The sequence below is a fragment of the Bacillus sp. FSL H8-0534 genome (assembly GCF_038005885.1).
In the GTDB taxonomy this organism is placed as follows: Bacteria; Bacillota; Bacilli; order Bacillales; family Bacillaceae_G; genus Bacillus_A; species Bacillus_A pseudomycoides.
In genome coordinates this window covers 889,904-903,285 of sequence record NZ_JBBOUC010000001.1, presented here as the reverse complement: position 1 = coordinate 903,285, position 13,382 = coordinate 889,904, and the positions used below count along the sequence as shown (strand labels likewise).

General features: G+C 35.0%; 14 protein-coding genes. 10 read left to right on the top strand and 4 right to left on the bottom strand.

The features are described from left to right. Positions 1-81: 81 nt before the first annotated feature. Both MHH71_RS04710 and MHH71_RS04705 read right to left on the bottom strand, forming a co-directional pair. Entirely contained in the window at positions 82-621 is a 540-nt protein-coding gene (locus MHH71_RS04710; RefSeq protein WP_006094727.1) for an HAD-IIIA family hydrolase, read from the bottom strand. 26 nt (positions 622-647) lie between these two features. Next, on the bottom strand, positions 648-1,079 hold the full coding sequence (locus tag MHH71_RS04705) for a GNAT family N-acetyltransferase (protein WP_006094728.1): 432 nt from the start codon (positions 1,077-1,079) through the stop codon (positions 648-650). A 188-nt stretch (positions 1,080-1,267) separates the two neighbouring features. Here MHH71_RS04705 and MHH71_RS04700 point away from each other — a divergent pair, with 188 nt between their 5' ends. From MHH71_RS04700 to MHH71_RS04680, 5 genes are all read left to right on the top strand, one after another. Next, positions 1,268-1,993 carry an ABC transporter ATP-binding protein gene (locus MHH71_RS04700; protein WP_016114694.1) on the top strand — a complete coding sequence of 242 codons (726 nt, stop codon included), beginning with the start codon at positions 1,268-1,270 and terminating at the stop codon, positions 1,991-1,993. Further along, positions 1,971-3,167 carry an ABC transporter permease gene (locus MHH71_RS04695; protein ID WP_018782130.1) on the top strand — a complete coding sequence of 399 codons (1,197 nt, stop codon included), beginning with the start codon at positions 1,971-1,973 and terminating at the stop codon, positions 3,165-3,167. Before MHH71_RS04700 ends, MHH71_RS04695 begins: the two co-directional genes overlap by 23 nt. Positions 3,168-3,448: 281 nt before the next feature. Beyond that, a complete protein-coding gene (locus MHH71_RS04690) occupies positions 3,449-4,027 on the top strand; it encodes a YpjP family protein (protein WP_003207109.1) in 579 nt (192 codons plus the stop codon). A gap of 131 nt (positions 4,028-4,158) precedes the next feature. Further along, a complete protein-coding gene (locus MHH71_RS04685; protein ID WP_018782132.1) occupies positions 4,159-4,791 on the top strand; it encodes an HAD hydrolase-like protein in 633 nt (210 codons plus the stop codon). A gap of 230 nt (positions 4,792-5,021) precedes the next feature. Further along, positions 5,022-5,408: a VOC family protein gene (locus tag MHH71_RS04680; RefSeq protein ID WP_006094733.1), complete on the top strand. Its 387-nt coding sequence runs from the start codon at positions 5,022-5,024 to the stop codon at positions 5,406-5,408. An 86-nt stretch (positions 5,409-5,494) separates the two neighbouring features. On the opposite strand, the gene MHH71_RS04675 is transcribed toward MHH71_RS04680, so the two are convergent. Continuing rightward, on the bottom strand, positions 5,495-6,952 hold the full coding sequence (locus MHH71_RS04675; RefSeq protein ID WP_006094734.1) for a serine hydrolase: 1,458 nt from the start codon (positions 6,950-6,952) through the stop codon (positions 5,495-5,497). Between the two features lie 257 nt (positions 6,953-7,209). Between MHH71_RS04675 and MHH71_RS04670 the strand changes: the two genes are divergently transcribed. The 5 genes from MHH71_RS04670 to MHH71_RS04650 all read left to right on the top strand — a co-directional run bounded on the left by MHH71_RS04670 (position 7,210) and on the right by MHH71_RS04650 (position 12,551). Beyond that, a complete protein-coding gene (locus MHH71_RS04670; RefSeq protein ID WP_006094735.1) occupies positions 7,210-8,166 on the top strand; it encodes a thymidylate synthase in 957 nt (318 codons plus the stop codon). A gap of 20 nt (positions 8,167-8,186) precedes the next feature. Continuing rightward, on the top strand, positions 8,187-8,675 hold the full coding sequence (locus MHH71_RS04665; protein WP_003197378.1) for a dihydrofolate reductase: 489 nt from the start codon (positions 8,187-8,189) through the stop codon (positions 8,673-8,675). A 185-nt stretch (positions 8,676-8,860) separates the two neighbouring features. Beyond that, on the top strand, positions 8,861-10,846 hold the full coding sequence (locus MHH71_RS04660) for a penicillin-binding transpeptidase domain-containing protein (protein WP_033798847.1): 1,986 nt from the start codon (positions 8,861-8,863) through the stop codon (positions 10,844-10,846). A gap of 238 nt (positions 10,847-11,084) precedes the next feature. After that, complete coding sequence (locus tag MHH71_RS04655; protein ID WP_006094737.1) at positions 11,085-11,720, top strand: FMN-dependent NADH-azoreductase; 636 nt, start codon at positions 11,085-11,087, stop codon at positions 11,718-11,720. 111 nt (positions 11,721-11,831) lie between these two features. After that, positions 11,832-12,551, top strand: a complete 720-nt coding sequence (locus tag MHH71_RS04650; protein WP_003197382.1) for a lysophospholipid acyltransferase family protein — start codon at positions 11,832-11,834, stop codon at positions 12,549-12,551. A 35-nt stretch (positions 12,552-12,586) separates the two neighbouring features. Here MHH71_RS04650 and trhA read toward each other — a convergent pair whose 3' ends face one another. Further along, positions 12,587-13,243 carry a PAQR family membrane homeostasis protein TrhA gene (gene trhA / locus MHH71_RS04645; protein WP_018766426.1) on the bottom strand — a complete coding sequence of 219 codons (657 nt, stop codon included), beginning with the start codon at positions 13,241-13,243 and terminating at the stop codon, positions 12,587-12,589. Between the last annotated feature and the right edge of the window lie 139 nt (positions 13,244-13,382).

The following is a 13,382-nucleotide window of genomic DNA, read 5'->3' as shown; positions in this document are numbered from 1 at the left end:
GTAGATTTGTATATGAAAAATAAAAAACCTAACATATTACTTTTGATTAATATGTTAGGTTTTTTTTAAATAAGGTGCTTCTTAAATTTGTGTTGTAATTCGTTTCAGAATCCAAATGACAGCATCTTGAAAGTTTTCTGCAATATAACTCGGTTCAATATGAGCCCATTTATCGCGATATGTATGTAATGCGTCATGCCCGGCACCCGTTTGAACTAAGATCGTTGTTGCATTCACATTTGCGCCAGCAACGATATCAGTCCAGCGATCGCCAATAACGATGCATTTTGTTAAATCAAGCTCATGTTTTTTTGATGCTTGCAGAAGCATACCTGTACTTGGCTTTCGACATTCGCACCCATCTCCATGTCTGTGAGGACAAAGATAGATGTCATCAAAACCAAAAGCTTCTAGTTCTTGAATAAAATCTTCTATACTTGCTTTTCCATCAGCAATACCAGGTTGATTTGTAAAGGAAAATAGTTTTATATTTTGTTCTTTTAATGCACGTAAGGCGTCTTGTGTAAATGAAAATAAGGTAAATTCACCAGGATAATGTATGATAGTATCTCCTCCGATGGTTCCATCACGATCGATAAATATTGCTTGAATGTTTGTCATAATAGTAGTTCCCTTCAACTAGTAAATTAAAAGTATTTTACAAATCGATATCCGTTTATTTCGTATCCTAATTTTTTATAGAATGGATGAGCATCTGTTCTTTGCGTACCACTTACAAGCCATGTTCCAATACAGTTATGCTCTTTAGCTAACTGTTCAGCATACTCCATTAAAATTTGTCCAATTCCTTTTCTTCTTGCTGTGGAGTCAACACTAATAATGGATACTTCCCCGTATCGTGTCACATCTTCTAAGTTCTCACGTATACGAAATCCAAGGAATCCAAATATATGATCATCTTCTTCGTAAACATATAAGAAGTCAAATGGGCTCATTTCAACAAATTGTAAGCGATTTTGCATGTCTACATAAGAAATATCAGAACCTTTTAATTCTTTTGTTAGTGAACAAAGTGCTTCTATATCGTTCACAGTTGCTTTTCGAATGTGAGATTTCATACTCTCAACTCCATCTATAAATATAAATTAACAACTCCAAATGTTAAATATTCTGTTAAAAAGTGTTTTTTCCTGCTAGTAGTACGAATATAAACATTTAATATATTAGATATATAGAATAATATTTTAAGAAGAAATATGTTATGATTTTCCTGGAGTTTATTGTAAGTGGGAAGAGGGGAAGTAATTTGTTACAGGTCAATATTCGATCAGCGGGTTATGAAGCAGGAGAAAAAACAATCCATGATATAGCATTTTCAATTGAAAAAGGTGAACTAGTTGCTCTTATTGGTGCAAATGGAGCTGGGAAAAGTACGACAATTAAATCAATGCTTGGCTTACTTGCAAATATGGAGGGTGAAATTTCGTTTGGTGAAAAAGAGAATCCGTATGCATATGTGCCAGAACACCCAACGTATTATGATTATTTAACATTATGGGAGCACATTGAATTGTTAATGGCTGCACGTGGGTGTGAAATAGGGAGCTGGGAGGAACGCGCACAGGAGTTATTACACACATTTCGAATGGAAAAGCATAAGCATGAATACTTATCAAAGTTTTCAAAAGGTATGAAACAAAAATCAATGTTGATTTTGGCTTTTTTAACGGAACCAGACTTTTATATTATTGATGAACCGTTTATTGGATTAGATCCAGTAGCAACACGAGAATTTTTAAATTTCTTATATAAAGAAAAAGAGCGGGGAGTAGGGATTTTACTGTGTACCCATGTGCTAGATACAGCGGAAAGAATCTGTGAACGATTTTTACTTATTTCACAAGGAACGTTATTAGCAAACGGTAATCTACAAACAATTCAATCCCTAGCAGAAATGCCAGAGAGTCCATTATTAGATTGTTTTGATGCAATCGTAAGGCGGGAACAACATGATGAAACAACAATTTTATAAAAGGTTGCGTCATGAACTGAAAAGAAAATGGAAATCCATTCGGTCTGTAACTGATTGGACAATCGCATTATATTTTATCGTTCCAGTACTTGTATTTAGCGGGATTTATTATCGTTCGTTATGGACAAGAGAATTATCTGCAGAAGAACCGGCTTATTTTTTATTGGGCTTGTTTGTATTTTTCTTTGTTACATATTCAAGAGGAATGCGTTCGTTTTTTGAGCAAGCAGATAGCCTGTTTTTAATTCAGCATCCAGTTCACATGAAAAAATTAATGAAATATGGCATGGTATACACATGTATTCGAATAAGTATAACAAATATCATTGTAACGCTCATTATGTTACCTATATTGGTTAAGAGTATGGGGGCTTCTCTTTTACAAGTCGTATTATTTTGGCTGTCCTTTACCGTTTTTCGGTGTATGTTATCACTATTGGTAAGATATATAGATGTGTGTGGAGGGAAGCGCTGGGTATTATGGATTGTAAAGATTATCGTATTTTTTATGAGTTTTATTTGTTTGGGAAGTGGTCTGTTTTTAGGTTTTAAACATCCAGTATATGCAATACTATTTATCATTGTATTGATTGGAATTAGTTTGATATTGATAAAACAAAAAATGAACTATCAACGTTTCTTTTTTAAGGAAGTTGAAAAAGAAAAGGAAGAGGGTATGCGCTGGACAACGGAAATCATGCACTTTAGTGGTCAAATAACGAAGCCAAGTAATAACTCGAGACCATGGTTGTTTCCACGTTCGAAGCATATACTAGGGAAAAAATCTGATTCGCGTATTATTGAATCATTTTTTAAGGAGTATTTTCGATCAGGTGCTTCTTTAAGTTTTTATATTAAAATTATCTTTATGAGTGCAGTATCGATAAAAGTAACACCATGGTGGATTGCGCTTATTATTATTGTATTTGCCTGTGTTGCAATTGTACGTTATTCAGGGGATCAATGGAATGAATTTGTTAAAAAAATGTTTCTCCAATTATATTGTGATCAAGGGAAGTTATTATTGTTAAAAGGAAGAGCGGGAATGTCCTTGTTTGTTCCGGCTGTTTTGATTTACGGCATAGTTATACTTGGCCAGTTTTATTTATTACCAGCTATTATCGTAGGAAGCCTACTATTAATATTAATAGGCTGGATTGTATTCATACCGTAGAAAAAAGAGCCATAATGGCTCTTTTTTAGTCTGTAATTGACTGGTAAATAAAATATAAGAGAACAAAAATGCTCACGACGGAGTACATGACATCTAGAGTCATTAAAAATCCTCCTCACTATTGTTGTACTTATATTATATGAAATCTGACTATTACATATTCAAATGAAAAAAATATGAAAGTTAATAAATTTGTAAAGTGCAAAAATTAGCATCATTTTGTATAATGGAAGAAACAACCGTTATACAAATATAAGTAGTGAAAGGGGAGGGAATAAAAAATGCCAAATTGGTTTAGAAAGACGTTAGTCGCATTAATTACTGTATTTACATTTGGTTTAGTGACGCCTCCTTCTATTTTGCTTGATAATGCAAAAGCGGACAAGCCTACAACAAGGCAACAAAATTTGGAGCAGACGTCCTATACATATGAAGAAAATCGAGAGAGGTTAACCGCAGAGACCTTTGTGACCTATGCAATGCAAGAAGCTGAGAAACAATCTATGCAAAAGTTTGGTTCTAAAATTGGACCTGTCATTGAAGATGAATTTAAAGATATTATTCTACCTAAAATAGAAGAAGCAATTGCAGAGCTTACAACAGATGTACCGGAAGAGTCTTTACAATCATTAGCAATTTCACAGAAACCAGCAGGCGGCAATAACGAAAAGATTTTTCATGTATATGATACGAAAACAGGAAATGATTTACTACGTTTCCATGTAAGGCGGGATCATCCACCACAAGATGGATATTATTTTAATTTCCACTACCATCGCTTTGATGATGGATATACAGCGCATCATGAGTTAGGAGATATTTATTGGAATACGAATATGCCGCCGAAATGGCTGTCGTGATAAAAAGAACGAGGAGATGTCCTTGTTCTTTTTTGTTTTTATAAATGTGAAAATTAAAGGTGAAGCGGATCTTAACAGCGAATAGAATATGTTTAGATTTGTTCAAAAAAGAGGCTAAGGGAGTATTCATTATGTTGAAATATGTTGTATTTGATTTTGACGGTACATTAGTAGATTCACAAGATATATTTGTTCCTATTTATAATCAACTTGCTGAGAAGCATGGGTATAAAACGGTAAGTGAAGTAGAAATTGAACCTTTAAGAAAATTATCTATTCCTGAAAGGTGTAAACAGCTTCATGTACCACTTTATAAATTGCCTATATTAGCGCTAGAGTTTTATAAACTATACCAGCCAGCTATTAAAGATCTAGTCTTATTTAATGGCATGAAGGAAGTGCTAGATGAATTACATAGAAAGGGTTATGGAATAGCAGTAATATCCTCTAATTCAGAAGAGCATATTAGAGCATTTCTACATAACAATCAAATAAAAAATATTCAAGAAGTTTTTTGTTCGAAAAATTTGTTTGGGAAAGATAAAATTATCAAGAAATTTTTAAAAGAAAAAACGTTAACAGAAGCTGATATGCTGTATGTTGGTGATGAGCAACGAGATATTGTTGCATGTAAAAAAGTTGGCGTAAACGTCGTATGGGTTGGATGGGGATATGATGTGATGGAAACGATCAAAGAAGATTCTCCAAATTATATGGTAAATACACCAAATGAAATTTTACATATAGTTGAGTCTGTTCAGTGAATGACCCCTCCTTAACACTCTTACGAGTCGTTTGAAGAAGGGGCTTCCTGTTTCATAGGGTGTTGCTGCTTGAGAATCCAAGCAGTCTTACATACTCTCCACAGGCGTCGTTTGTACTGTTTGGACACAACCTTGCCCTACAGTTTCAGTCTTCAGTCGTTCTCACAAGTAATTGTTCTAACCCTTTTCTGTTGGAGTACTGTTAAAATGACAGAAAGGAAGAGAAGGGGATGCAGCAGTTTGAACCTGGTATTCATCATATTGAATTTTGGGTAGCAAATTTAGAGGAATCCATATGTTTTTATAGTAGGTTGTTCTCTATCATTGGCTGGAAACAGTTGAATGAGAGTGCATTTAGTACAGGGGAGATTGAAATATATTTCAAGGAAGTAGATGAAAAGATTGTAAGAACGTTAGGGCCGAGGCATATTTGTTATCAGGCTGTTAGTAGAACTGTAGTTAATGAGGTCGCTAATTTCTTACAAAATGTACAAGCGGAGATTATTCGTGGGCCGATTGAGACGAATCATTACTCAGATGAATATTATACTGTGGATTTTTATGATCCGAATGGGTTTGTTGTAGAAGTGGCTTATACGCCTAATGTGGAAATGTGAGGAGAGATCTTATTACCCGTTAATACGGGATAAATAATAGAGGAAAGTATAGCTTTCCTCTATTATAAGTTTAGATTGTTGTATTTTTATTTAATCTTCGTAAATGTAAGAGGCTGTGTACTTAACATAACTGGTACATGTAATTGGATTGTTTGGAATTCCCCTTTTATATCCATCTCATAAGCAAGCAACACATTCATTTCTATTTGGAATAAGTCTAATGTTGCATAAAACATATCATAATGATGGTGATGTAACCGAACTTTTAGTTCTGTGAACTGTAAATATAACTCTTCATTTTGTTTATACACTTCTAGTGTTCCATAAGCAGGGTGTTCGAATGTTCCAATATAGTCTTCTAATGCATGAGAAGGTACGGTCTCTTTTACTTGTTCTGGAAGTGATTGGTTTACTTCTTTCATCATTTTTTTCAATTGAGCGGTGTCTTCTATAGCACGCTTATGCCAATCAATTGTTTCCAATCCGAGGAGTTCGTCATAGATTTGATTTGCAAGATAACTAGGAAGTAAGGTGCTTCCGGCGTTCGTTAATATGACAAGGCCTATATTTTCTTTTGGAATAAATGAGACAAGTGCAGAAAATCCATCGATACCTCCGCTATGATGAATTACTTTATAGCCACGGTAAGAACTAATAAACCAACCAAGACCATAACTATTTACTGGTGATTCAGGGGGCGATAAAAGTGGCTGATCAGGAATTGTATTGTGCGGCGTATACATTTGTTGTAATAATTCAGAAGATAGTAATTCGTGATCTCCTGTTTTTCCTTGATTAAGATGGAAAAGTACCCAATTTGCCATATCTGCAATTGTTGAATTGATGCATCCAGCAGCTCCTACTGTATCAATATTACGGAATGGTACCTCTTTTATTTCTCCATCTTTCTCAACGTAAGGCAATGCGTAGTCATTCGTATTTTGTGAGTCTGTGACAGAGAAGTTTGTTTGCTCCATTTGAAGTGGTGCTAAAATATGTTCTTTGGCGTATTGCTCCCATGTCTGATTTGTAATGTTTTCTACAATATAGCTAATTGTTGCATACATTAAGTTGTTATATAAGAAAGCTGTGCGAAATGGTGCATCAAGTGATAAATGCTTTGTTTTTTCAACGATGTCTTTTCGAGTTAAGGAAGAGTTGTACCAAAGAGCATCATGACGACTAACGCCAGAGCGGTGGGAAGCTAAATCACGTGCTGTAATTTGGGAGCTTGCAAGTATATCTGATAAAGCGAAGGTAGGGATATAAGATTGAACAGGAGTATCCCAATCAAACTTTTTTTGTTGTGCTAATAGGCTTAAAGATAGGGTGCCAAATGCCTTGGTCGCAGATCCAATTGCAAAGCGTGTTTGAGGCGTAACCGGTTTTTTCTGTTTTGAATCACGATAGCCAAATCCTTCTGAAACAATGACTTCTCCATCTTTTATAACTGCGACAGCAGCCCCAGGAACGTGTAGATCTTTCATCATTTTTTCAATTGTTGTTTGTAATGAACTAATAACAGGAATTTCAATTTTAGACATGCTTCTAACCTCCAAATATTATTTTATACTTCCGCACTATAGTTTCTTTGGTAAAGAGTGAAATACCTCTTAAAAGATGAAAAGTTAAGAATTTTGTAAGATTCATTAAAATGGATATCCTATACTAGATTTCTGTTAATACTTACTATATTGAAATATTTTTCAATAAGTTTTACTGAGAATTTTGCATGCAGAATTATTTTTTGTATGATAAACTCCATATAGGAAATAGATGCGAAAGAGGGTTTTTCTTACATATGAAACATGCTGAATATGAATACTTAAATCTGTGTCGCCATGTGATGGAGCATGGTACAAAAAAAGAAGATCGTACAGGAACAGGGACTGTATCTGTATTTGGATATCAAATGCGTTTTGACCTTAGCAAGGGATTCCCTTTGTTAACGACAAAGCGTGTGCCATTCCGCTTAGTAGCTAGTGAACTTCTTTGGTTCATGAAAGGCGATACAAATATTCGTTATTTACTACAAAATAACAATAATATTTGGAATGAATGGGCGTTTAAAAGCTGGGTAGAAAGCGATGCGTATGAAGGGCCAGATATGACGGACTTTGGACTTCGCTCTCAGCAGGATGAAGAGTTTAAGAAACAATATGATGAGCAAATGGATTTGTTTAAAAAGAATGTACTGGAAGATGATGATTTTGCAAATCAGTATGGCTATTTAGGAGATGTATATGGAAAACAATGGCGTGCTTGGAAAACGACAGCAGGTGAGACGATTGATCAGTTAAAAGATGTAATCGAAATGATTAAGAAAACACCAGATTCTCGTCGCTTACTTGTTTCTGCTTGGAATCCTGAAGATGTGCCAAGTATGGCACTTCCGCCTTGTCATACGCTATTTCAATTTTACGTAGCAGACGGAAAGCTTTCGTGTCAGTTATATCAACGAAGCGGTGATATTTTCCTTGGCATTCCATTTAATATTGCAAGCTACTCATTGTTAACACATTTAATCGCGCACGAATGTGGTTTAGAAGCAGGAGAGTTCGTTCATACGATTGGAGACGCACATATTTACACAAATCATTTTGAACAAGTGGAAAAGCAGTTAGCGCGTGAACCACGTCCGTTTCCAACGCTAAAATTAAATCCAGATGTAAAGTCTGTTTTTGATTTTGAAATGGATGATTTAACATTAGAAGGTTATGATCCACATCCTGCAATTAAAGCACCTGTCGCAGTGTAAACGCAAAAGGAGATGAAAATATGATTATTTCATTTATGGTCGCAATGGATGAAAATAAAGTCATCGGTAAGGATAATAAATTACCGTGGCATTTACCAAGTGAATTGCAATATGTTAAGAAGACAACAATGGGTCACCCACTTATTATGGGGAGAAAAAACTATGAAGCGATTGGAAGACCACTTCCAGGAAGACGAAATATTATCGTAACGCGCAATATGAATTATCATGTAGAAGGCTGTGAAATTGCGCAGTCAGTAGAAGAAGTATTTGAGTTATGTAAAAATGAAGAAGAAATTTTTATTTTTGGTGGAGCGCAAATTTACGAATTGTTCTTACCATATGTGAACAAGCTTTATATAACAAAGATTCACCATTCATTTGAAGGAGATACATTCTTCCCAGAAATGAATATGAAAGAGTGGAAAGAAGTTTTTGTGGAAAAAGGTGTTACGGATGAAAAGAATCCGTACACATATTACTATCACATATATGAAAAACAAAAATAATCATAAAAAGATTGATGTGTATGTTCACATCAATCTTTTTATTTGGATAATAAGATAAAACTTTATGAATGAACTTTTTTGATGATATAATGGTAGAGGTTGTAAGTTTTAGTAGCTTAGGAAAAATCCATAAAAGACAGATTTATATTTATTATTTCTTTGCTTAACTAAAGGAGGAGAATCGGTTGAAAAAACTATGGGGATTGCTTTTTCTTTGCTTCACACTCATGCTAGTAGGATGTGGTAAAGAAGAAAAGCCAGCACAAGCATTTGATACATATGCAAAAGCGTGGAATAAGCAAAAATTTGCAGATATGTATGATCAATTGTCAGAAGATGCAAAAAAATCTATTTCAAAAAAAGATTTTACAGAGAAGTATGAAAAGATTTATGCGGGCATTGAGGTTAAAAATCTAAAGATAGAAACAGGAAAAGTAAAAGAGGATAAAGAAGATAAAGGGCCAGTTCCTTTTAATGTGAGTATGGATACAGTTGGTGGGAAAATTTCCTTTTCTCACGAAGCAAAGCTTGTGAAAGAGAAAGATGGAGATAAAGAATCTTGGAAAATAGACTGGACTCCAGATTTTATTTTTCCAGGCATGACAAAAGACAGTAAAGTACGTATGCAAACGTTTCAAGCGAAGCGTGGGGAGATATATGATCGTAATGGAAAAGGACTTGCAACGAATGGAAGAGCAAATGAAATTGGCATCATTCCAGGTAAACTAGGAGAGGCTGCACCACAGACAAAGGAAACAATTGGAAAGTTGCTGAATATGTCTGTAGAAGAGATAGATCAAAAGCTTGCGGCAAAATGGATTAAACCAGATTCATTTGTACCAATTGGGATTTTACAAGAAGGTGCAACGCAAAATGATTATATTTCTTTAGACGGTGTAACGACTCGACAAGTCAATGTTCGTACATATCCATTGGGAGAGGCTGCTGCTCATTTAACAGGATATATGGGGAAAGTGAATGCAGAAGATTTAAAGGATTTACAGAAAAAAGGATATCAGGCAGATGACCCAGTTGGAAAAGCTGGTTTGGAGCAAGTATTTGAAGAGAAGCTACGTGGTAAAAAAGGTGGCCGTGTCTTCATGGAGGATGCACAAGGAAAAGAGAAAAAAGAATTAGCTAAAATTGAAGCAAAAGATGGAGAAAATGTTACGTTAACAATTGATAGTACAGTTCAGGAAAAAATCTTTAACGAAATGAAGGGAGAAGCTGGTTCAAGTGCAGCGATAAATCCGCAGACTGGTGAAACAATTGCACTTGTGAGTAGCCCTGCGTACAACCCGAATGTAATAGTAAGGGGTGCATCAAAAACACAACGTGAAGCATGGAATAATGATCCGAAAAAGCCAATGACAAATCGCTTTACACAAGCATCGGCACCAGGTTCTGTATTTAAAGCAATTACAGGTGCGATTGGTCTTGAAACGAAAACAATTGATCCAAAAGAGGAATTGAAAATTGAAGGATTACAATGGACAAAAGATTCTTCATGGGGAAATTATTATGTAACACGTGTAAAAGATGCAAGTCCAATTGATTTTGATAAAGCAATGAAGTTTTCTGATAACATTTACTTTGCACAACAAGCAATAAAAATTGGGAAAGATAAATTTATGAGTGAAGCAAAGAAATTTGGATTCGATGAAAAGTTACCAATTGAATATCCATTCCCGGTTTCAAAAATTGCAAAAGATGGCATTAAAAATGATATTCAAATGGCTGATACAGGGTATGGACAAGGCCAAGTATTAATGACGCCTCTTCATTTGGCATTAACGTATGCACCGATTGTAAATGAAGGGAATATACCATCCCCACATCTTATTAAAGATGATAAACAAGTTAAACCTTGGAAAGAAAATGTGATTTCTAAAGGGAACCAAGATATATTAAAAAATACGTTAACAAAAGTAATTAATGATGAAGATGGTACAGGGAAAATTGCTAAGATTGACGGTATGACTCTCGCTGGAAAAACGGGAACAGCTGAGTTAAAAGAGTCGAAGGAAGCAGATGGAAAAGAACTTGGATGGTTCGCTGCTTTTGATGTAAATTCACCGAATATGATTGTTACGATGATGATTGAAGATGTAAAAGGCCGGGGTGGAAGTAACGTACCTGGTGAAAAAGTGAAACATGTTTTTCAAAAGTAATGCTTAGGAAAAAGCTATCTCCTTAAAAAAGGAGATAGCTTTTTTCGTGAAGATTGAATAATGAAATGTGAATATTCAATGAAATGGAGATAGGAGAATTATCTACTTACGAAAAAAAAGTAGCTATTTTTTATTGACAGAAAAAGAATGTTTTTGTATTATACTTACATAAGGTAAGTAATTTACTTTTTTATTAAAAATCTCAAATTAAAGATAATTATTAAGGGAGAGAATAAAAATGACAAAAGTACTATTTATTACAGCAAATCCAAATTCAGCAGAAGCATCTTTCGGTATGGCAGTAGGGGAATCATTCATCGAAGCATATAAAAATGAACATCCACAAGATGAAGTGGTAACAATTGATCTATTTAACACAGCTGTACCAGCAATTGATGCAGAAGTATTTACAGCTTGGGGTAAATTTGCAGCAGGTGAAGGCTTTGAAACGTTAAGCGAAAGCCAACAACAAAAAATTGCAGCAATGAATACAAACTTAGAAACATTTATGAATGCAGATCGTTATGTGTTTGTAACGCCAATGTGGAACTTTAGTTATCCACCAGTAGTAAAAGCATACTTAGATAACTTGTCTATCGCAGGTAAAACTTTTAAATATACTGAAAACGGACCAGTTGGTTTACTAGAAGGGAAAAAAGCACTTCACATTCAAGCTACAGGTGGCGTTTACTCTGAAGGACCATACGCAGCAATGGACTTTGGCCGCAAGCACTTAAATGCAGTATTAGGATTTATGGGTATATCTGATGTAGACTACCTTGCGGTTGAAGGTATGAATGCAAACCCTGAAAAAGCACCAGAAATTAAAGAAGCGGCAATTGCAAATGCTCGCGAATTAGCAAAACGTTTCTAATATAGAAAACTCAAAAATGTCCAAACGCTTGTCGTTTGGACATTTTTTCTTCTTTTTCCTTCGTTTGTCTAGTATAATGAAGGACGGAATGAGAATAAGTGGGGGTTCTATATGATTCAAACGTTTTTTAAAATCTTTTATTTAATTGTAATTGTAATTGGTATTACACCGAGATTATGGCGTATAAAACGAAAAGCACAGACAATGTCGCCACAAGAGAAAGATCGCCTCGTGTATAAAACAACAAACTGGTTTGGTAAGAAAATGGTTCGTGTAGCTGGGTCGACTGTACAAGTAAATGGAATTGAAAATGTGCCGAAAGATAAACCGGTCCTTGTTGTAAGTAATCATCAAAGTGATATGGATATTCCAGTTTTACTTGGGTACTTGAATAAACCGATTGGGTTTGTTTCAAAAGCAGAAATTAAAAAATTTCCGATTGTACCAACTTGGATGGAATTGATGAATTGTGTGTTTATGGATCGTAGTAATCGTCGTCAGTCGCTCCAAGCTATTAAAGATGGAATTGAACTTTTAAAGAATGGACATTCTATCGTAATTTTCCCAGAAGGAACGCGCAGTAAGGCGGGCGAAATGGGGGAGTTTAAAGCAGGAAGTTTTCATCTTGCTGTAAAAGCCGGAGTAGCTATTTTACCAGTAACTGTAGACGGAACATATAAGATGTTTGAGGCGAATGGAAATCGCATGAAGCCTGCTCATGCAACAGTAACCATTTCTAAACCAATTACACCTGAGCAATATGCAAGTATGGATATAAAAGAATTAACGCAGCATACGAAAGATATTATTGCGGCTCAATTACATAAGTAATAAAAAAAGTCTCAGCTTGAAAAGCTGAGACTTTTTTATGCAACAGGCAATACATAAAACAAGACGCAGAAGAACATCATTGCACTACCACCTAATACAAAAAGGTGCCAAATTGCATGGTTGAAGGGCAGCTTTTCCCAAAGGAAAAATATAGCCCCTACTGAATATAGGATCCCACCGGTTAACAATAGTGAAAATCCATGCCCGGTTAAATTTTCATAAAGTGGTTTAATAGCGACGATAATGAGCCAGCCCATAATGATATAGCACAGTGTTGACATTTTAATAAAACGGCGTACAAAGAAAATTTTGAAAATAATTCCACCGATGGCCAGTGTCCAAATAATTGCAAGTAATGTCCAGCCGAGTGGCCCTCTTAGAGTAATTAGTAAGAATGGTGTATACGTGCCGGCAATTAAGAGATAGATGGCCGAGTGATCTAAAATCGTAAATAATTTTTCTACTTTCGGGTGGTGGATGCTATGTAATAGCGTAGAAAACAAATATAGTAGAAACATGCTCACGCCGTAAACTGTAAATCCAACAATAGCAGATACAGTACCATGCTTTGATGCATGCATAATTAGTATTATTAATGCAGGAATGCTTAAAATGGCACCGATGCCATGGGTAATCGCATTGGCAATTTCCTCTTTTACGAATTGCGTCATTCGTGTTATTTTTTGAGTCATAATTTGATTCCTTTCATGTTTGATGAAGTAAGGTGTAATTTCCTTTACCATATCATATACATAAGAAATAGAAAATGAAAATTGTTTAAGTGATTATATTTTCGAATTTTTTTGACAAAAGCTAATAGATGCATTGACG